The organism is Actinomycetota bacterium (assembly GCA_040757835.1).
Lineage (GTDB): Bacteria > Actinomycetota > Geothermincolia > Geothermincolales > RBG-13-55-18 > SURF-21.
This window is the reverse complement of the sequence record JBFLWJ010000021.1, coordinates 1-14,013: the sequence shown is the minus strand read 5'-3', so window position 1 is coordinate 14,013 and position 14,013 is coordinate 1. Positions and strand designations below refer to the sequence as shown.

The window sequence follows — 14,013 nt, the reverse complement described above, 5'->3', positions numbered from 1 at the left end:
CCCCTTAACCCTTCTTGGGCTTATCGCCCAGGATGGTGATGGTCACGTACTGCATCATACCGCCCCACCCGTGGGCCAGGGCTTTGTGCACGTCCTTCTCCACCTGGTGCTCCCCCGCCTGTCCCATGACCTGCAGGGCGCACTCGGTGACCCGGTTGAGGGCGGAAGTGCCGATGGCGTTGGTGCTGACCACGCCGCCGGAGGCGTTCACGGGACAGCGCCCGCTCATCTCCAGCTCGCCAGCCTCCTGCAGTTTGTGGGCCTCTCCGACCTCGCACATTCCTATCTTCTCCAGGTACATGAGGGTCTGGTGGGCGAAGCCGTTGTAGATCTCCACGTAGTCGATCTCCTTCTTGGGGTCGACGATGCCCGCCCGCTCGTAGGCCTGCCTCGAGGCGATGACCGCCGGGCGGTGCTCAGCGGGGTCGGTGATCTGGCTCTCGATGAGGTTGGCGGTGGTGGCGTCCGACGCGCAATTGGCCACCGAGAGCACCCAGGCCGTCTTGTCCGCCAATTTGGCCGCCCTCTCCTCGGAGGCCAGGATGCACACAGTTGCCCCGTCCGTCGTAGGGCAGATATGGCCGAAGCGTATGGGCCACGACACCAGCGGCGTCTGCGCGATCTTCTCCGCCGTGGCCTCGGGGTCCTTGAGGTGGGCATAGGGGTTCTTGGCCGCGTTGCGTCGTTCCAGGGCGGCCTGGGCGTCTATGTGCTCGATGCCCGCACCGGAGTGATAGAGATAAGAGGAGGCCTGGAAGGAGATGCCCCCCGCGCTGCCGCCCCCGATGGCCCCCATGCCGCTGCCCCCGGTGACGTCTATGCCGGCAGACAGCATGGTCATCAGCTCGGGGGTGATGATGCCCATGAGGCCCACCTGGGCATCGCCCTCGGAGTGCTTCTCGTAGGTGACCACCATCACCACGTCCGCCAGCCCGGAAGCCACGTTATAATAGCCGGCGTGGAAGGCAGCCATGCCCGTGGTGCCCCCGGTGGCGATGCGCATCACCGGCTTGCCCAGGGAGCGGATGTGTTCCGCCGCCCAGAGGTGGGGCAGGTTCACCCCCTCGAAGGTGTGCATGTTCCCGAAGACGATGGCGTCGATGTCCGCGGGCGTGAGGCCGGTATTGACGAAGGCGGCGTCCACCGCCTCCGAGATCATCTCGGGGATATTCACGTCCTTCCTCTTGCTCACGAAGACCGGTGTATATCCTATGCCGATTATCCCGACGTTACGCATCCAGACCACCTCCTCAGGTCCCCAGGACGAAGACGACGCTCTGCTGCGCGCACAACCCGTCCTGCCCGTGTACAAGGGCCACATCCGCCTTCGTGACCTGGTTCTCGCCCGCCTCTCCCCGGAGCTGCAGCACGGTTTCCGCGGCCCGGATGAGGCCGGTCGAGCTTATGGGGTGCCCGCCCAGGGGCCCCCCGGACGGGTTGATGGGGAGCCTGCCGTTTATCGCGGTATCCCCGGCCCTGTAAGCATCGGGCGCCTTTCCGCTCTCCATCAGGCCCATGGCCTCCGCGAAAAGCGGTTCCTGGTGGGCGAAGAGCGAGGAGATCTCGGCGAAGTCGATCTCCCCGGCGGGGTCCTTGATGCCCGCCGCCTCGCAGGCCTTCGCGGCCGCCTGGGAAGCCGAAAGCGAGGTCGCGAGGTCGCGGTCACCCAGATAATAGTTGTCGGTACTGCGGCCCATGCCCAGTATCCACACCGGCTTGTCGCAAAGCTCCCCGGCCTTCTTCTCGGACGCCAGCAGCATCATGCACCCCCCATCGGTGGGGGGATAGCAGTGCAACTCGCGCAGTGGCTCGTAGTACATGGCCGAGGCTGCCACCTGCTCCGCGGTGATGCCGGGCATGCGGCGGGCCTGGTTGGGGTTGCCGGCGGCATTGGCGAGGTCCTTCGCCGCCACCTCGTCCAGCAGCCCCTCGGAGTAACCGTGCTCCGCGAGGTAACTCTTCGCCTGCAGGGCCGCCGCCGCGAGCTCGTTGAGCAGCTTCATGGGGCGGTCGTAGCTGGCATCCATGGTGTATTCGATATGCAGGTAGGGGCTTGCCTGCGAGCCAGTAAGGCCCAGGCTCGCCACCAGCGCCGTCTCGTACTGGCCGGAGAGGATGCGCATGGCCGCGTAGGCCAGGGCGTTGAGTCCGTCCATCTCCACCTTGCTCTCGTCCTTCATATAGGCCCCGACGTGGGGGTCGAGGAAGACGTTGGAGATGGTCCTCCCGTCCAGGAAATCGTTGGAGCAGATGATGGTGGTGCCGACGTCGTCCCGCTCGATGCCCAGGTCGTCGAAGAGCCCCCTGGTCAGGTTGAAAGCGAGCCGCTCGCGGGTGATCTCGATATCCGGCGCGGCGGCCATCCTGAAACCCACGATCGCTACCTTGTTATCCAATCCCCTCACCCCCTTAAACCGGCTCGAAATGGTCGAGGTCGGAATAGTCCCCCTCGGCCTGGTCCTTCCATACCGCCCTGAGGCGCATGCCCGTCTTTGCCTCCCCCACCGGCAGCCCCTCGACCCTGGCGAGCAGCAGGTTGTCCGCCCCGTCGAGCTTGATCATCCCGACGAGGTAAGGGCTCTCCACCTCGTTCAACTTCCCTTTTACCAGGGTTACGTGGCCGACGGTGAAATTCTCCAGCGTGCCTTCCTGGGACAACTCGACGAACTCCTCGCGGACCTTATTGCATGATCCGCAGTACTTTCGCGGCGGCACCACAACCTGTCCGCATTCCGGACACTTGGCCCCGAGGACCTTCTTCTCCTTGAAGCCGTCGAGGTAGCGCTGAAGATAGTGGCCCACACGATAGTTGTAGGTGAAGTCCATCGGCACCACCGGGGTGAAATAAGCTTCTTCTGTTGCTCCCATCTCTCCCTCCTTTACGTATACGGGTACCCCGATACCATCATCCTGCGAAGCGTTATTAGCCCGATCAAAAGCCTGTCAGCTTTTCAATCCTATACTGGATCAGCCAGGATGTAAATGCCTTAACTATTGCTTAATACTTTTAACCTGTGTCTCCGCGGTCACCGGCCGTTGCGTCCGCCTCAAGTGGCGGCAGGCCACTTAACGATACTATGGTTGGCGAGCAGGAGGTGGTCATGTCGGATATCGTTCTGAGGAGGAAGTTCCTCGGAGAGCAGGGCTATGTAAGGGTCACGTTTTACCGCGTGCGGGTCCGCAAGAGCGGCAGGGAACTCATCCGCGTCAAGGGACGCCACGGCGACTACCGCTTTCGCGGCGAGACCTTCTCCGACCTCTATTCCGCCCAGCGTTACGTGGCGGACCGCATCTCCGATATCGACGGTGGGGTCAGCTGACCTCTATCTTTTAACGGCGAGGGTGGCCACCGACGATCCCCGGCGCAGGTCCCAGCGGGACACGATGAGCGCCTCGAGGTCCTGGGCCAGCGTCAGGGCGCGGTTCGACGAAGGTATCAGGGTCTGCATGCCCTGGGTATACCTGTTGCGGCCGCTGGTGATGCTCCCCCGCCACATGTAATAACGGATGAGGGGGTGGACCAGCGAAGTGTAGCAGGTGAGCCGCAGCGGCTCGAAGCCGCCCTCGGCGAGCAGCATCCTCATCTCGGCCTTGGTGTAGCGGCGCAGGTGTCCGGCCAGGCAGTCGAAATCGTTGTAGAGATGGGGGCCGAAGGGGAGCGTCGCCAGCAGGTATCCCCCCTTACGCAGCACGCGGTGCAGCTCCCGGAAGGCGGGGAGGTCGAAGCGCAGGTGCTCGATGACGTCCAGGCAGGTGACCAGGTCGAAGGAGCCGTCCGCGTAAGGCAGCTCGTAGATGCTGGCCTCGCGCGCCAGGTGCGTGCCCCGCAGGTTGCAGAAACGGATGGCCTCCTCGGAGTAGTCGCAACCCTCCACGTGGCCGTAAGCGTCCAGGAACGAGAAGTTGCCGCCGGTGCCGCACCCCACATCGAGCACGCGCCAGTCACCCGGGGGGTCGACCCCGGCGAGCAGGGCCGCAAGCACCTTGCGGCGTCCCAGGAACCACCAGTGCTCGTCCTCTCTCTCGTAGATGGAGGTGTATGCCGTATCGTGCAGTTTCAAGCCCTATGCTCCTCCATCGGACAGGCCGGCCGCGACCTCGCGGTATCCTCCGACCAGTTCCGCGACGATCTGCGCCGCGCTCCTGATTTCCCCGATCATGCCCGCAACCTGGCCGCTCATGAAGGAGCCCTCTTCCAGGTCGCCCTCCAGGCAGGCCTTTACGGAACGGCCGGACCCGATCATCTCCTGTACCTTCTCCGGGGGCCACCCCTCCCTCTCAGCCTGCAGTATCGTCTCTGCCAGCTGGTTCCTGAGCACACGCACCGGACCGAAAGACCGGCCGGTGATCACGGTGGAACAGTCTCCGGCACCCAGGATGAGTTCCTTGAAACGGGGGTGGGCCGGGCTCTCCACGCTGGCCAGGAATCGGGTCCCGAGCTGCACCCCCTCGGCGCCCAGGGCAAAGGCCGCAACCATGCCACGCGCGTCGCCTATGCCGCCCGCGGCGACCACCGGCACGTCCACGGCGTCCACCACCTGCGGCACCAGCACCATGGTGGTCAACTCGTCGAATCCATTGTGGCCCCCGGCCTCGTAGCCCTCGGCCACGATGACGTCAACGCCCGCCTCCTGGGCCTTGTGTGCCATGCGCACGTTGGACACCACATGCACCACCCTCATCCCGGCCTCGTGGGCGCGGTCGGTGTAGGTACGGGGGTTTCCGGCCGAGGTGGTCAGGACGGGCACGCCCATGCGCGCCGCCGCCTCGAAGATGCCTTCGGCGAACGGGCTGAGGATGGGGATGTTCACGCCGAAGGGCTTGTCGGTGAGTTCCCTGGCCCTCGCGATCTCCTCTTCCACCGTCTCCGCCGCCATACCCCCGGCGCCGATGACGCCCAGGCCTCCCGCCTGTGAAACCGCCGCCGCCAGACCCGCGTCGGAGACCCAGATCATCCCGCCCTGCAGGACGGGGTACTGTACACCCAGGATCCCGGGCACCCTGCTCTTCATATCTCTCTCCCTCCCGTTTCCGGCGGCTTCTCCGTCCTCACCTCGAGAAGACGGTGTTGGCGGTGATGAGCGCCGTCGTCCGCTCCCGGCACCACCCTTTTATCTCCGCGCATGTGGCCGAACCGGCCATGTGCTCCGCCAGCTCGCCCCCGCTGGTAAAGGAACGCCCTACGATGTCCCGGCATTCCAGCGAGCCGTACCTGGCCTTGAACTCGCGCATAAAGGGGTTGGCAACCGCCCACAGCTCCGGCTCCTGGCGGTCGAAGTAGAGATTGTAGTGGCCGCGCAGGAAGGGGACGAGCGTGCCGACCAGTCCTTCCTTCTTGGGGTCGATGCCCCATATGAGGCCCATGGGGAGCAGCGCTCCCGCCAGCGCCCCGCACAGCCCCCCCGAGAGGCCGATACCGCCGTCGAAGCCCAGCGAGAGCTGCTCGAGAAAGAGGCTCCCGTAGCCGGTGTCCGCGCGTACGCCGCGCAGCACCTCGGCGCCGCAGTATCCCCCGCTGCCGGCCAGACGCCGGTCCAGTTCCGTAGTCTCCCCACCGCCCTCCAGGGGCCGGTTCATCAGCTCGATGAGACGGTTCACTGCCTGGCCGATATGGTTTATGCAGCGCGTGACCACCTTTCCGGTGATAAGGTAGTTGGCGAAACCCGCTATCTCCTTTACGTCGACGCCGCAGCGCTCGCGGCAGAGCGTGGAGCGGAACTCCCGCTCGAACCAGCCCGTATATTCGCGCAGCCTCTCGTAGAGGGCCTCCCCCTTCCCGGCCTCACCCGAGAGGACGTCCGCCAGGTGAGCCAGGGTTATCCCCAGGCATCCGCCGGAGACCACGCCGCAGGTGGAACCCTCGCTCGCGCCTCCCCCCTCCAGGGGGCAGGACGCGGTGAGGGCCGTGCGCTCAGACACTCCCAAGTACCCCTCCAGGGTACCGAAGGTAGCCTGCATACAGTTCAAGTACTTGATGATGCGTCCGCGGGCGTACGTGGAGACGATCATGTTCACCATCCCGTCCATTTCCACCTCCATGGGGTAAGGTCATGTTTTTCGGATATCCAGGTATGTATGCCATATCTTTCCATTTTGCCGCCTATCTACCAGCCGCTTTATTGATGACATCCTATTCTATCATGCAAGAAACAAGGCCTGATCCCTTTGCTCGCGGTTTGTGCCCGCTCACCAGTTTGAAGGCGAACTCGGGGCGCGGCGTGGCGATGACCTCCAGGCCGGCGAGGCCGCCTTCCGACAGGGCCTGTAGCCAGTCCTCGACCACCGTGACGTACTCGTCCTTCTCCGACAGGTGCAAGGGGAGCTGCTCGAACAGGAAGAGCATCATCTCGCGCGCCCCTATCTCCAGGTTGTAGAGCGCGTAGGCGACGATCTTGTCGATGATGTCGCGGCAGCGCGCGGGGTCCTCCCTGTCTCCGGGCATGTCCCAGAAGAGATCGGAGTATACCAGCCTCCCGCCCGGTTTGAGCACCCTTGCTATCTCCGCCGCGCAGAGCACGCGCAGCTCGGGCACGACGTGGTGCAGGGCGAGGTTGGAGACGACGTAGTCGAAGCTCTCGGATGGACACGGTATCTTGGTGCCTTCCCCCTTCAATATCTGCACCTTGGGCACGGCGTGGAAACGGTCCGTTGCCAGCGCCACCATGTTGTCCGCGGGGTCGACCCCGCAGAGCTCCACCAGGGGGTACCTTTCGTTCAGGAGCGCAACGATGTTTCCCGTCCCGCAGCCCAGGTCGAGGACCCTGACGCCGGCCGCCCCCTCCACGCGGTCGGCGACCATCGCCAGGATGTCGTAGTAATAGGCGTCCTTGCGGAAGATGCGGTCGTAGTCCTCCGCCACCTCCTCCCACCTCGAGGCCATGTTTATTTCCTTTCGCCGCCGGATGATTCCTTAGTATATTACTACCCGGTGTTGGGTGGGAGGTAATGGGACGTGGGGCCGGGTCTCGGAGTTTCGCTGTGGCGATAGCTGAAGCCCTTTGCGTTGGGATTCGAGACTCGAGACCCGGCACCACCCTTCGGGAAACAGATCGCGCGTGGCAGCCCAGACCGGCGGGTTATGGAACGGGGCGTCGGCAAGCGGAAACGTGGCATAAATAAAAAAGGGCGCGGACCAGGCCGCGCCCTTTTTCTCTACTTCGCTCAGTCCACGCCGAAGATGGCGATGGAGCAGACGTTGTTGTTGGGCACGCCGCCCAGGTTGTGGGTGAGCCCGAACTTGGGGTCCTTTACCGCCCGGTCCTCCGGCCAGCGCCCCAGGAGCTGGTTGTACATCTCGAAGATCATGCGGATCCCCGAGGCGCCGATGGGGTGCCCGAAGCACTTCAGGCCGCCGTCCGGCTGGCAGGGGATCTGCCCGTCCAGGTCGTAGAATCCGCCGAGGATGTCTTCCGGGGCTCCGCCCTCGGGCGATATCCACAGGTCCTCCATGGTGCACAGCTCGGTGATGGAGAAGCAGTCATGCACCTCCATCATTGAGATCTCCTCACGGGGGTTCTTGATGCCCGCTTCCTCGTAAGCCCGCTTGGACGCCGCCCGCGTGGTCAGGACGCTTGCCCCGTCCCACTTGTCGTACATGGCTTCCTCGCCGGAGCTCACCGCGACCTGCAGGGCCTTCACCTTGACCAGGGGGTCGTTGGGCTTTAACTTCTTGGCGATCTCCGGGGTGCAGACGATGGCCGCCGCCGACCCGTCAGAGACGCCGCAGCAGTCGAAGAGCCCCAGGGGATAGGCCACCATGGGGGAGCCCATGATCTGCTCCTTGGTGACCGCCTTGCGGAGGTGGGCGCGGGGGTTCTTGGCCCCGTTCTGATGGCTCTTCCAGGAGACATGGGTGATGGCTTCCTTCACCCTGTCCATGGAGATCTTGTGTTTGGCCGCGTAGGCCGTGGCCAGCTGGGCGAACATGCCCGGCGCGGTGGCGTTGGGCCCGATCATGACCATTTCCTGCCCGAAGGCGGGGGAATCGGGCAGTCCGCCGTAGCCGGTGTCCTTGAGCTTCTCCACCCCGATGGCCAGGGCGATATCGCAAGCCCCCGAGGCTACGCCGTAAGCGGCGCCGCGGAAAGCCTCCGTCCCCGAGGCGCAGAAGTTGTCCAGGCGGCTGACCGGGATCAGCGGCAGATGCATGGCGGTACTGGCGTAGGTGCCGCCCTTGCCGATGTTGATCTCGTCGATGTGTACGCCGAGCCATGCCGCCTGCAGGTCCTTCTTCTCGATGCCCGCGTCCTGCAGGGCTTCGGTTAGGGACTCCACCAGAAGGTCACCGCCGCTCATGTCCCAGCGCTCTCCGAACCTGGTGCATCCCATGCCCAGGATGACCACCTTGTCCCTGATGCCCTCTGCCATATCACTTCACCTCCTCGACCGCGGGGATCGCCTTCCAGAAGTAGTTGGTGATGTCCCGCTTGGGATCGTAGAACTTGATGCGGAAACTGAAGTCGACGGGGTTGCCCACGGCCAGGTCCTCAACGGTGCAGTCGGTGAAGTCGAGGACTGTCCTTCCCCCGCCGTTGAAGGATACCGTTCCGTATGCGGCCGGTGGATTCAGGGAGGCGGCCAGCATGTCCCCGGTGTAGGTGAAGATTGTCCCTCCCTTGTCGGCGAGGTAGACCTCGTCCATCTGGTCCACGGCACCGCAATCGGGGTTGGCGCACATGCGTCCCGCCGGGAACTGCTGGGTGCCACAGGCCTTGCACTTGCCGCCTACCAGTCCGAGGATCTGCTTATGGTTGCGCCACACCAGCGACCAGCGCGTCTCTTTGTCGACCTCCCCGCGCACGCCCAGATCCGGCGGGGCCATGCCCCTCCACACCAGGTATTTCTGGTAGTTGTCCAGTTCGGCGCGCCTGGCCAGCCAGCGCGATACGCCGCGCCCGTCCTGTACCTTGGTAACGGCGTCCGTGGCCTCGAACCACATGGCGTCGCAGCCGCTGCCGAAGGATACGAGCAGGATCTTTTCTCCCGGCTTGGCGGTCTCCAGTGCCCCCGCCATCATCAGCAGGGGATGGCCGCTGCCAGTGTCGCCCACCGTCCCCAGCATGTCGTCCTGGACTTTGCCCTCTCCCTCGCCGAACATGGCGTTGATCTTCTTGCGCGCCCCGCCGTAATAGCAGGGGTAGACGACCTTGTCGAAGTCGGCGGGGCTGAGCCCGTACTTCGCGCACAGTCCGTTGACCACCTCGGGGATGAAACCGCCGTACCCCAGGTCACGGATCCACCGCTCCTCCCACATGCGGTCGTACTTGGTCCTCGCCCCGCGCAGGTGGTCCACGAAATCGTATGAAATGGAGTGGCTTCCCTTGTACTCGGCGATGACGTCGGTGTCTCCCACCATGAGCGCTCCGCCCCCGTCGCCGAAGACCATCTCCTGGGTGGAGGCCATCCTTCCCAGGCGGCAGTCGGCGGCGCAGACCACGGCCTTGCTGCCCGGGTTGGCGGCCGCGAACTCCAGGGCGGAGAGCAGTGCCGTGGTCCCGGACTTGAGGGACGCCGCGAAATCCGCGGTGCGTATCGTCTCGCCGGCTCCCAGGGCCCCGGCCACGATGTTGGCGTTCTGCCTCTCCCTGTAGGGAGCGGTGGTGCTGGCATAATAGACCGCGTCGATGCTCGAGCGGTCAACGCCCCTGAGGCAGTCCATGCCCGCGGCCACGGCCATGGTGATGGAGTCCTCGTCGAAGTTGGCGACGGCCTTCTCCCCCCGCGCGTTGGTGATGATCACCGGGTTCAGCCAGCCCATGCTGCCGAAGACGATCATGCGGTTGAGACGGTAGCGGGGTACGTAGCCGCCAAATGATGTGATACCGACCATGTCCATCCTCCCTTCCCTTTGACCTTGCTCTGAAAGAACAGCCGATATTGCTTCAGGCGAAATTTACCTGCTGGAAACCGGGGTGGAGCGCAAGTAACAGCCTGGTTATCTCCCTGCGATTCTCTTCCCCCTCGACCCTTTCGACGTCCGATACCCACAGGCCGTCATCGTTCCGCCGTGCTTTGAGGGCGTTGATGTAGCCGGGTACCAGGATGAACCCCATACCTCCGCGGCCGCAACAAGATGTCTCGATGGCCGCCATCTGCACCAGGTACAGCAGTTCCCGGCCATTGTATTCTAACACGCCCTCTTCCAGTACAGAATAATAGCCCGCGATGCTCCTGATCTCCTCACCGATCACCTGGTGAATGTGTTCGGCCATGCTTATCCCGTCCCCCCGCCTCCGACCGTCCTCTCCCTGCGGGCGAAGACCATCTCCGGTGCATCCCGGTAATCGCGCGCCTTTTTCGCGTAATACATCTCCATGAAACGCCGGTGCAGGTCCGCCAGACGGCGGTTGGAGTATATCTTGGCAAGGGAAACCAGCCAGAGCAGTTCCCTGGTGGGGCGGTGTCCGCCGTAAACGAGCAGGGGGAACCAGTCGCGCCTCCTTCCCACCTGCCCCTTGCTGAACTGGGGCATGTCCAGCACTGGCCTCCTGCGCTCCAGGTAGGGGTCGGCCGGTCCGTCCAGCAGCCCCAGGCGGTAACAGGTGTCGCTGAGCTCAGTCCCGGGATACGGGTAGAAGACCGAGAGCAGGAACCAGTCCGGCTGGCAGGCACGGTTCACCCGCGTGGTCTCTCGAAAATCGCGCGGCGTCTCCCCTGGCAGTCCGATGAGATTATAGATTCCCACCTGCAGCCCGTGTTTTCTCGCGGTCTCCACTGTCCTGATGATGTCCTGGTTGGAGTAGCGCCGCTTCAGGACCTCTCTCCTTATCCTCTCGCTCCCCGATTCCAGCCCGATGTTCACGAAGCGGAAATTGGCTCTCGCCAGGGCGGCGAAGAGCTCGTCGTAGTCCGCGTTTGGCGTGACCCTCAGGTTGGTGCCGAAGGTGATGGGATATTCCAGGCCCGCGTTGAACTCCTGCAGCTCATCACAGAGATCCATGGCCCATTCCTTGTTCACGCCCAGGGTCTCGACTTCCAGGTAGGCCTCGCCGAAGGTGGGCTCCGCCTCCTTCATCGCCTTCAGCTCGAGCACCACGTTATGCGGGCTGCGCAGGCGCACGTACTTGCCGGAGGCCGTCTTGCGCAGGGCGTGGTTGCAGCAGTAGGTGCAGTTGAAGGGACACCCCCTCCCCACCAGCACGGAGGGGCGCGAGTCGGGGTTGGCGCACCAGGGTGCCCACATCTCGCGGTCGGGGAAGGGCAGGCTGTCCAGGTCCTCCAGGAACGGCCGGGGCGCGTTACTCTCCACCGAACCGTCCGGCTGCACCAGGATCAGGTTGGGGATGCCGGAAGGATGGACGCCTTTCTCCAGCTGCTCTACCAGCTCGAGGGTGGCGTATTCACCCTCTCCCACGCAGACCGCGTCGAAGGTGCCTTCGGCCAGGCACTCGTGGGGTTTGAGGGTGGCGTGGGGTCCGCCCAGCAGCGTGAAGAGCTCCGGATGGCCCCTCTTCACCCTCGACGCCACCTTGCTGATGATGTGGTACTCCGTGAAAACCGAGGTGAAACAGACTAGGCGGGGGTCGAAGTCCTCGATATGATCGTCGATGGTGCCGACCGTCTCCTCGCACAGCACGACCAGCCTGGTGCGGTGGCCGGCCTGCTTCAGCACCGAGGAGATATATGATATCCCGAACTGCACCCTCTCCAGGATCTCCAGCGGCTTTTCAGGTGAATAGGGGTCCTGTTCGGTGTGTACGAATAGTACGTTCATCACTGCCTCGCGCTAGTACGGTCTGTGTTTTCAGCGCTCATGCGCGGGGAGCCTGTCCCGCGCACACCAGTCTATTTATACCAGCAAGACGCCCTTACTGCCAGAAGAATAGCGCCCGGAGGGATTCGCCATACAAAAAATACGATTATGTTAAATATCTATTGACCGCCGCATATCGCTCTGATAAAATGTGACAGCCAGTCATATTTCAAACGCGGCTTCAGTCCTAGCATCATCCGTAGGCGGCAACAGGTCGTGTTCTTCTGTTTGTAAAGAGAAGTGTTTGCCGTTTTATGTATACATAAAGGCTTCCCGGTAAAAGAACGTCAGGAGGTTTGATCACATTGGCGGACACGCAAGGCATTTACATCCTGGCCGAGATTGGAGAGGCGGAAAAACCGACAGCAGTCACGCTCGAACTGATCGGGCTGGGAAGAGACCTCGCTTCAAGGCTGGGCGAGAGGGTCAGCACCCTCGTGCTCGGCGCCGGGGTGCGGGAAGCAGCGCAGGAACTGGCACTCTACGGGCCAGATGAGGTCCTGTTCCTGGACGACCCGGCGCTTTCCCGTTACGATCCGGAGCTCTACGTTGGGGCCCTGGTCCCTTTCCTGGAATCCCGGCCGCCCCGGGTGCTGCTGGCCGGACACACCTCCCTGGGGCAGGACCTTTTCCCCCGTCTGGCGTTCTCGCTGGACTGCGGTCTGGTGACCGACTGTGTCGCTCTCGAGGTGGACGGCGGAGACATCCTCCTCACCCGTCCCATCTACGGCGGCAACGCCATCGCCACCCAGAAGGTCGGCACCTCCAAGGTCATGGCCACGGTGAGGGCGAGGGTGGGCGAAGCGCCGCAGCCTTCCTCCGCCGCGGCGGTCACGCCGCTGGAGACCGCCGTGCCCGCATCCTCCCGGCTGTCGCTCAAAGAGAGGGAGGTCCTCCAGTCCCGGGAGTGCCCGCTGGAGGAAGCCCCCGTGGTGGTGTCGGGAGGCAGGGGCATGGGCGGCGAGGATGGTTTCGCGCAACTCACGGAGATCGCCGGTATCCTGAGCGGCGCAGTGGGCGCTTCCCGCCCGCCCGTGGACTCGGGCTGGGCTGCCAGTACCTGCCAGGTGGGCATAACCGGCAAGGTCGTCGCCCCCGACATCTATATCGCAGTGGCCATATCCGGTTCCACCCAGCATCTGTCCGGTATGGGCGAGTCGGGAAAGATCGTGGCCATCAACAAGGACCCCGACGCCTACATCTTCAAGGTCGCTGATTACGGCGTGGTAGGAGACTGGAGGCAGGTGCTCCCCTCCTTCTCCGCCGCGCTCAGGGAAATCATGCAGGAATAGGGAGAGTGCCATGGCTATCAACATCATCGTCTGCGCCAAGCAGGTCCCCGACCCCGAAGGTCCACCTTCCTCCTTCGAGATCAACGCTGAGGAGCGCAGGGTCACCGCGCGCGGTATACCACCGGTGATCAATCCCTTCGACGAGAACGCCCTGGAAGCGGCCATCCGCATCAAGGAGACGAGCGGCGCCAATATTACCCTGCTCTCGCTGGGAAAAGGGCTCTCCAAGGCGGTTATCCTCAAGGCGGTAGCCGCCGGGGCAGACGCCTCCCTCCTGGTGGACGCGGAAGCCCTTGACGCTGCGCTTCTGGATCCCTTCGCTACCGCGCGGCTACTCGCGGCAGCAATCGGAAAGGCGGGCCCCTTCGACCTCATACTGTGCGGGCGGCAGGCCGCGGACACCAACGCCGGGATGGTGGGCCTGGGCCTAGCCCAGCTCCTGGGCATCCCGGCCATCACCCTGGCCCAGAAGGTGGAAATAGCGGACGGCCGGGTGGTGGTGGAGCGGGTACTGCCCGACGGCTATGAGGTGGTGGAGGCGCCGCTGCCGGCGCTGGTCACCGTCTCCGGCGAGGTGGGCGACCTGCGCTACCCGAGCCTGCAGGCCATCAAGGCGGGCAAGGCCCTGCCGCAGACGGTGCTCGGCCTCGCGGACCTCGGCGTGGAACCGGCCGGACTTGGCCGGGTCGAGACGGTCAGACTCACGGCCCCATCGCGCGAGAGGCGTTGCACGCTGGTGGAGGGGGATACCCCGGAGGAGGCCGGTCGCAAGCTGGCGCAATTGCTGAGGCAGGAAAAAGTGATATAGCTGCCGCTTCAGGACAGCGGCTTCGCAGATATGAGGCGATGGGAAACGGGAGTCAGGTCTTGACGGTCCTTTCGAAGGGGCATTGGTCTCAGGCAATGGCAAGTGGGGACAGGATAGATCCTTACCCCACCCTACGGGGAGAAGAACGTACGTCTGTCGGG

14 protein-coding genes are annotated in these 14,013 nt (G+C 63.9%); 3 read left to right on the top strand and 11 right to left on the bottom strand.

The genetic code is table 11. The features are described from left to right. Nucleotides 1–4: 4 nt before the first annotated feature. Genes AB1384_13600 through AB1384_13590 form a run of 3 tightly spaced genes read right to left on the bottom strand, consistent with a single transcriptional unit; the run spans nucleotide 5 to nucleotide 2,868 of the window. Nucleotides 5–1,237: a hypothetical protein gene (locus AB1384_13600; GenBank protein ID MEW6555306.1), complete on the bottom strand. Its 1,233-nt coding sequence runs from the start codon at nucleotides 1,235–1,237 to the stop codon at nucleotides 5–7. Nucleotides 1,238–1,250: 13 nt separating this feature from the next. Then, on the bottom strand, nucleotides 1,251–2,396 hold the full coding sequence (locus AB1384_13595) for a thiolase family protein (GenBank protein ID MEW6555305.1): 1,146 nt from the start codon (nucleotides 2,394–2,396) through the stop codon (nucleotides 1,251–1,253). Nucleotides 2,397–2,409: 13 nt separating this feature from the next. After that, complete coding sequence (locus AB1384_13590; GenBank protein ID MEW6555304.1) at nucleotides 2,410–2,868, bottom strand: Zn-ribbon domain-containing OB-fold protein; 459 nt, start codon at nucleotides 2,866–2,868, stop codon at nucleotides 2,410–2,412. A gap of 233 nt (nucleotides 2,869–3,101) precedes the next feature. Between AB1384_13590 and AB1384_13585 the strand changes: the two genes are divergently transcribed. After that, entirely contained in the window at nucleotides 3,102–3,320 is a 219-nt protein-coding gene (locus AB1384_13585; GenBank protein ID MEW6555303.1) for a hypothetical protein, read from the top strand. Between the two features lie 3 nt (nucleotides 3,321–3,323). On the opposite strand, the gene AB1384_13580 is transcribed toward AB1384_13585, so the two are convergent. The 8 genes from AB1384_13580 to AB1384_13545 all read right to left on the bottom strand — a co-directional run bounded on the left by AB1384_13580 (nucleotide 3,324) and on the right by AB1384_13545 (nucleotide 11,713). Beyond that, the gene (locus AB1384_13580; GenBank protein ID MEW6555302.1) at nucleotides 3,324–4,061 is read right to left on the bottom strand and encodes a class I SAM-dependent methyltransferase; all 738 of its coding nucleotides are present in this window, start codon (nucleotides 4,059–4,061) and stop codon (nucleotides 3,324–3,326) included. A 3-nt stretch (nucleotides 4,062–4,064) separates the two neighbouring features. Next, nucleotides 4,065–5,012: a nitronate monooxygenase gene (locus tag AB1384_13575; protein MEW6555301.1), complete on the bottom strand. Its 948-nt coding sequence runs from the start codon at nucleotides 5,010–5,012 to the stop codon at nucleotides 4,065–4,067. Between the two features lie 37 nt (nucleotides 5,013–5,049). Further along, complete coding sequence (locus tag AB1384_13570) at nucleotides 5,050–6,027, bottom strand: C-GCAxxG-C-C family protein (protein MEW6555300.1); 978 nt, start codon at nucleotides 6,025–6,027, stop codon at nucleotides 5,050–5,052. 103 nt (nucleotides 6,028–6,130) lie between these two features. Beyond that, nucleotides 6,131–6,880 carry a class I SAM-dependent methyltransferase gene (locus AB1384_13565; GenBank protein MEW6555299.1) on the bottom strand — a complete coding sequence of 250 codons (750 nt, stop codon included), beginning with the start codon at nucleotides 6,878–6,880 and terminating at the stop codon, nucleotides 6,131–6,133. Nucleotides 6,881–7,161: 281 nt separating this feature from the next. Next, entirely contained in the window at nucleotides 7,162–8,367 is a 1,206-nt protein-coding gene (locus AB1384_13560; GenBank protein ID MEW6555298.1) for an acetyl-CoA acetyltransferase, read from the bottom strand. 1 nt (nucleotide 8,368) lies between these two features. Continuing rightward, nucleotides 8,369–9,829, bottom strand: coding sequence for a zinc ribbon domain-containing protein (locus AB1384_13555; GenBank protein MEW6555297.1), 1,461 nt, complete (start codon nucleotides 9,827–9,829; stop codon nucleotides 8,369–8,371). A 52-nt stretch (nucleotides 9,830–9,881) separates the two neighbouring features. After that, nucleotides 9,882–10,211 (bottom strand): hypothetical protein, encoded by a 330-nt coding sequence (locus AB1384_13550; GenBank protein MEW6555296.1) that lies wholly within the window; start codon nucleotides 10,209–10,211, stop codon nucleotides 9,882–9,884. 2 nt (nucleotides 10,212–10,213) lie between these two features. Then, on the bottom strand, nucleotides 10,214–11,713 hold the full coding sequence (locus tag AB1384_13545) for a radical SAM protein (protein ID MEW6555295.1): 1,500 nt from the start codon (nucleotides 11,711–11,713) through the stop codon (nucleotides 10,214–10,216). Nucleotides 11,714–12,057: 344 nt separating this feature from the next. On the opposite strand from AB1384_13545, the gene AB1384_13540 reads away from it, so the two are divergent. After that, the gene (locus tag AB1384_13540) at nucleotides 12,058–13,044 is read left to right on the top strand and encodes an electron transfer flavoprotein subunit alpha/FixB family protein (protein MEW6555294.1); all 987 of its coding nucleotides are present in this window, start codon (nucleotides 12,058–12,060) and stop codon (nucleotides 13,042–13,044) included. 10 nt (nucleotides 13,045–13,054) lie between these two features. Further along, entirely contained in the window at nucleotides 13,055–13,852 is a 798-nt protein-coding gene (locus AB1384_13535) for an electron transfer flavoprotein subunit beta/FixA family protein (GenBank protein MEW6555293.1), read from the top strand. The last annotated feature ends 161 nt before the right edge of the window (nucleotides 13,853–14,013 follow it).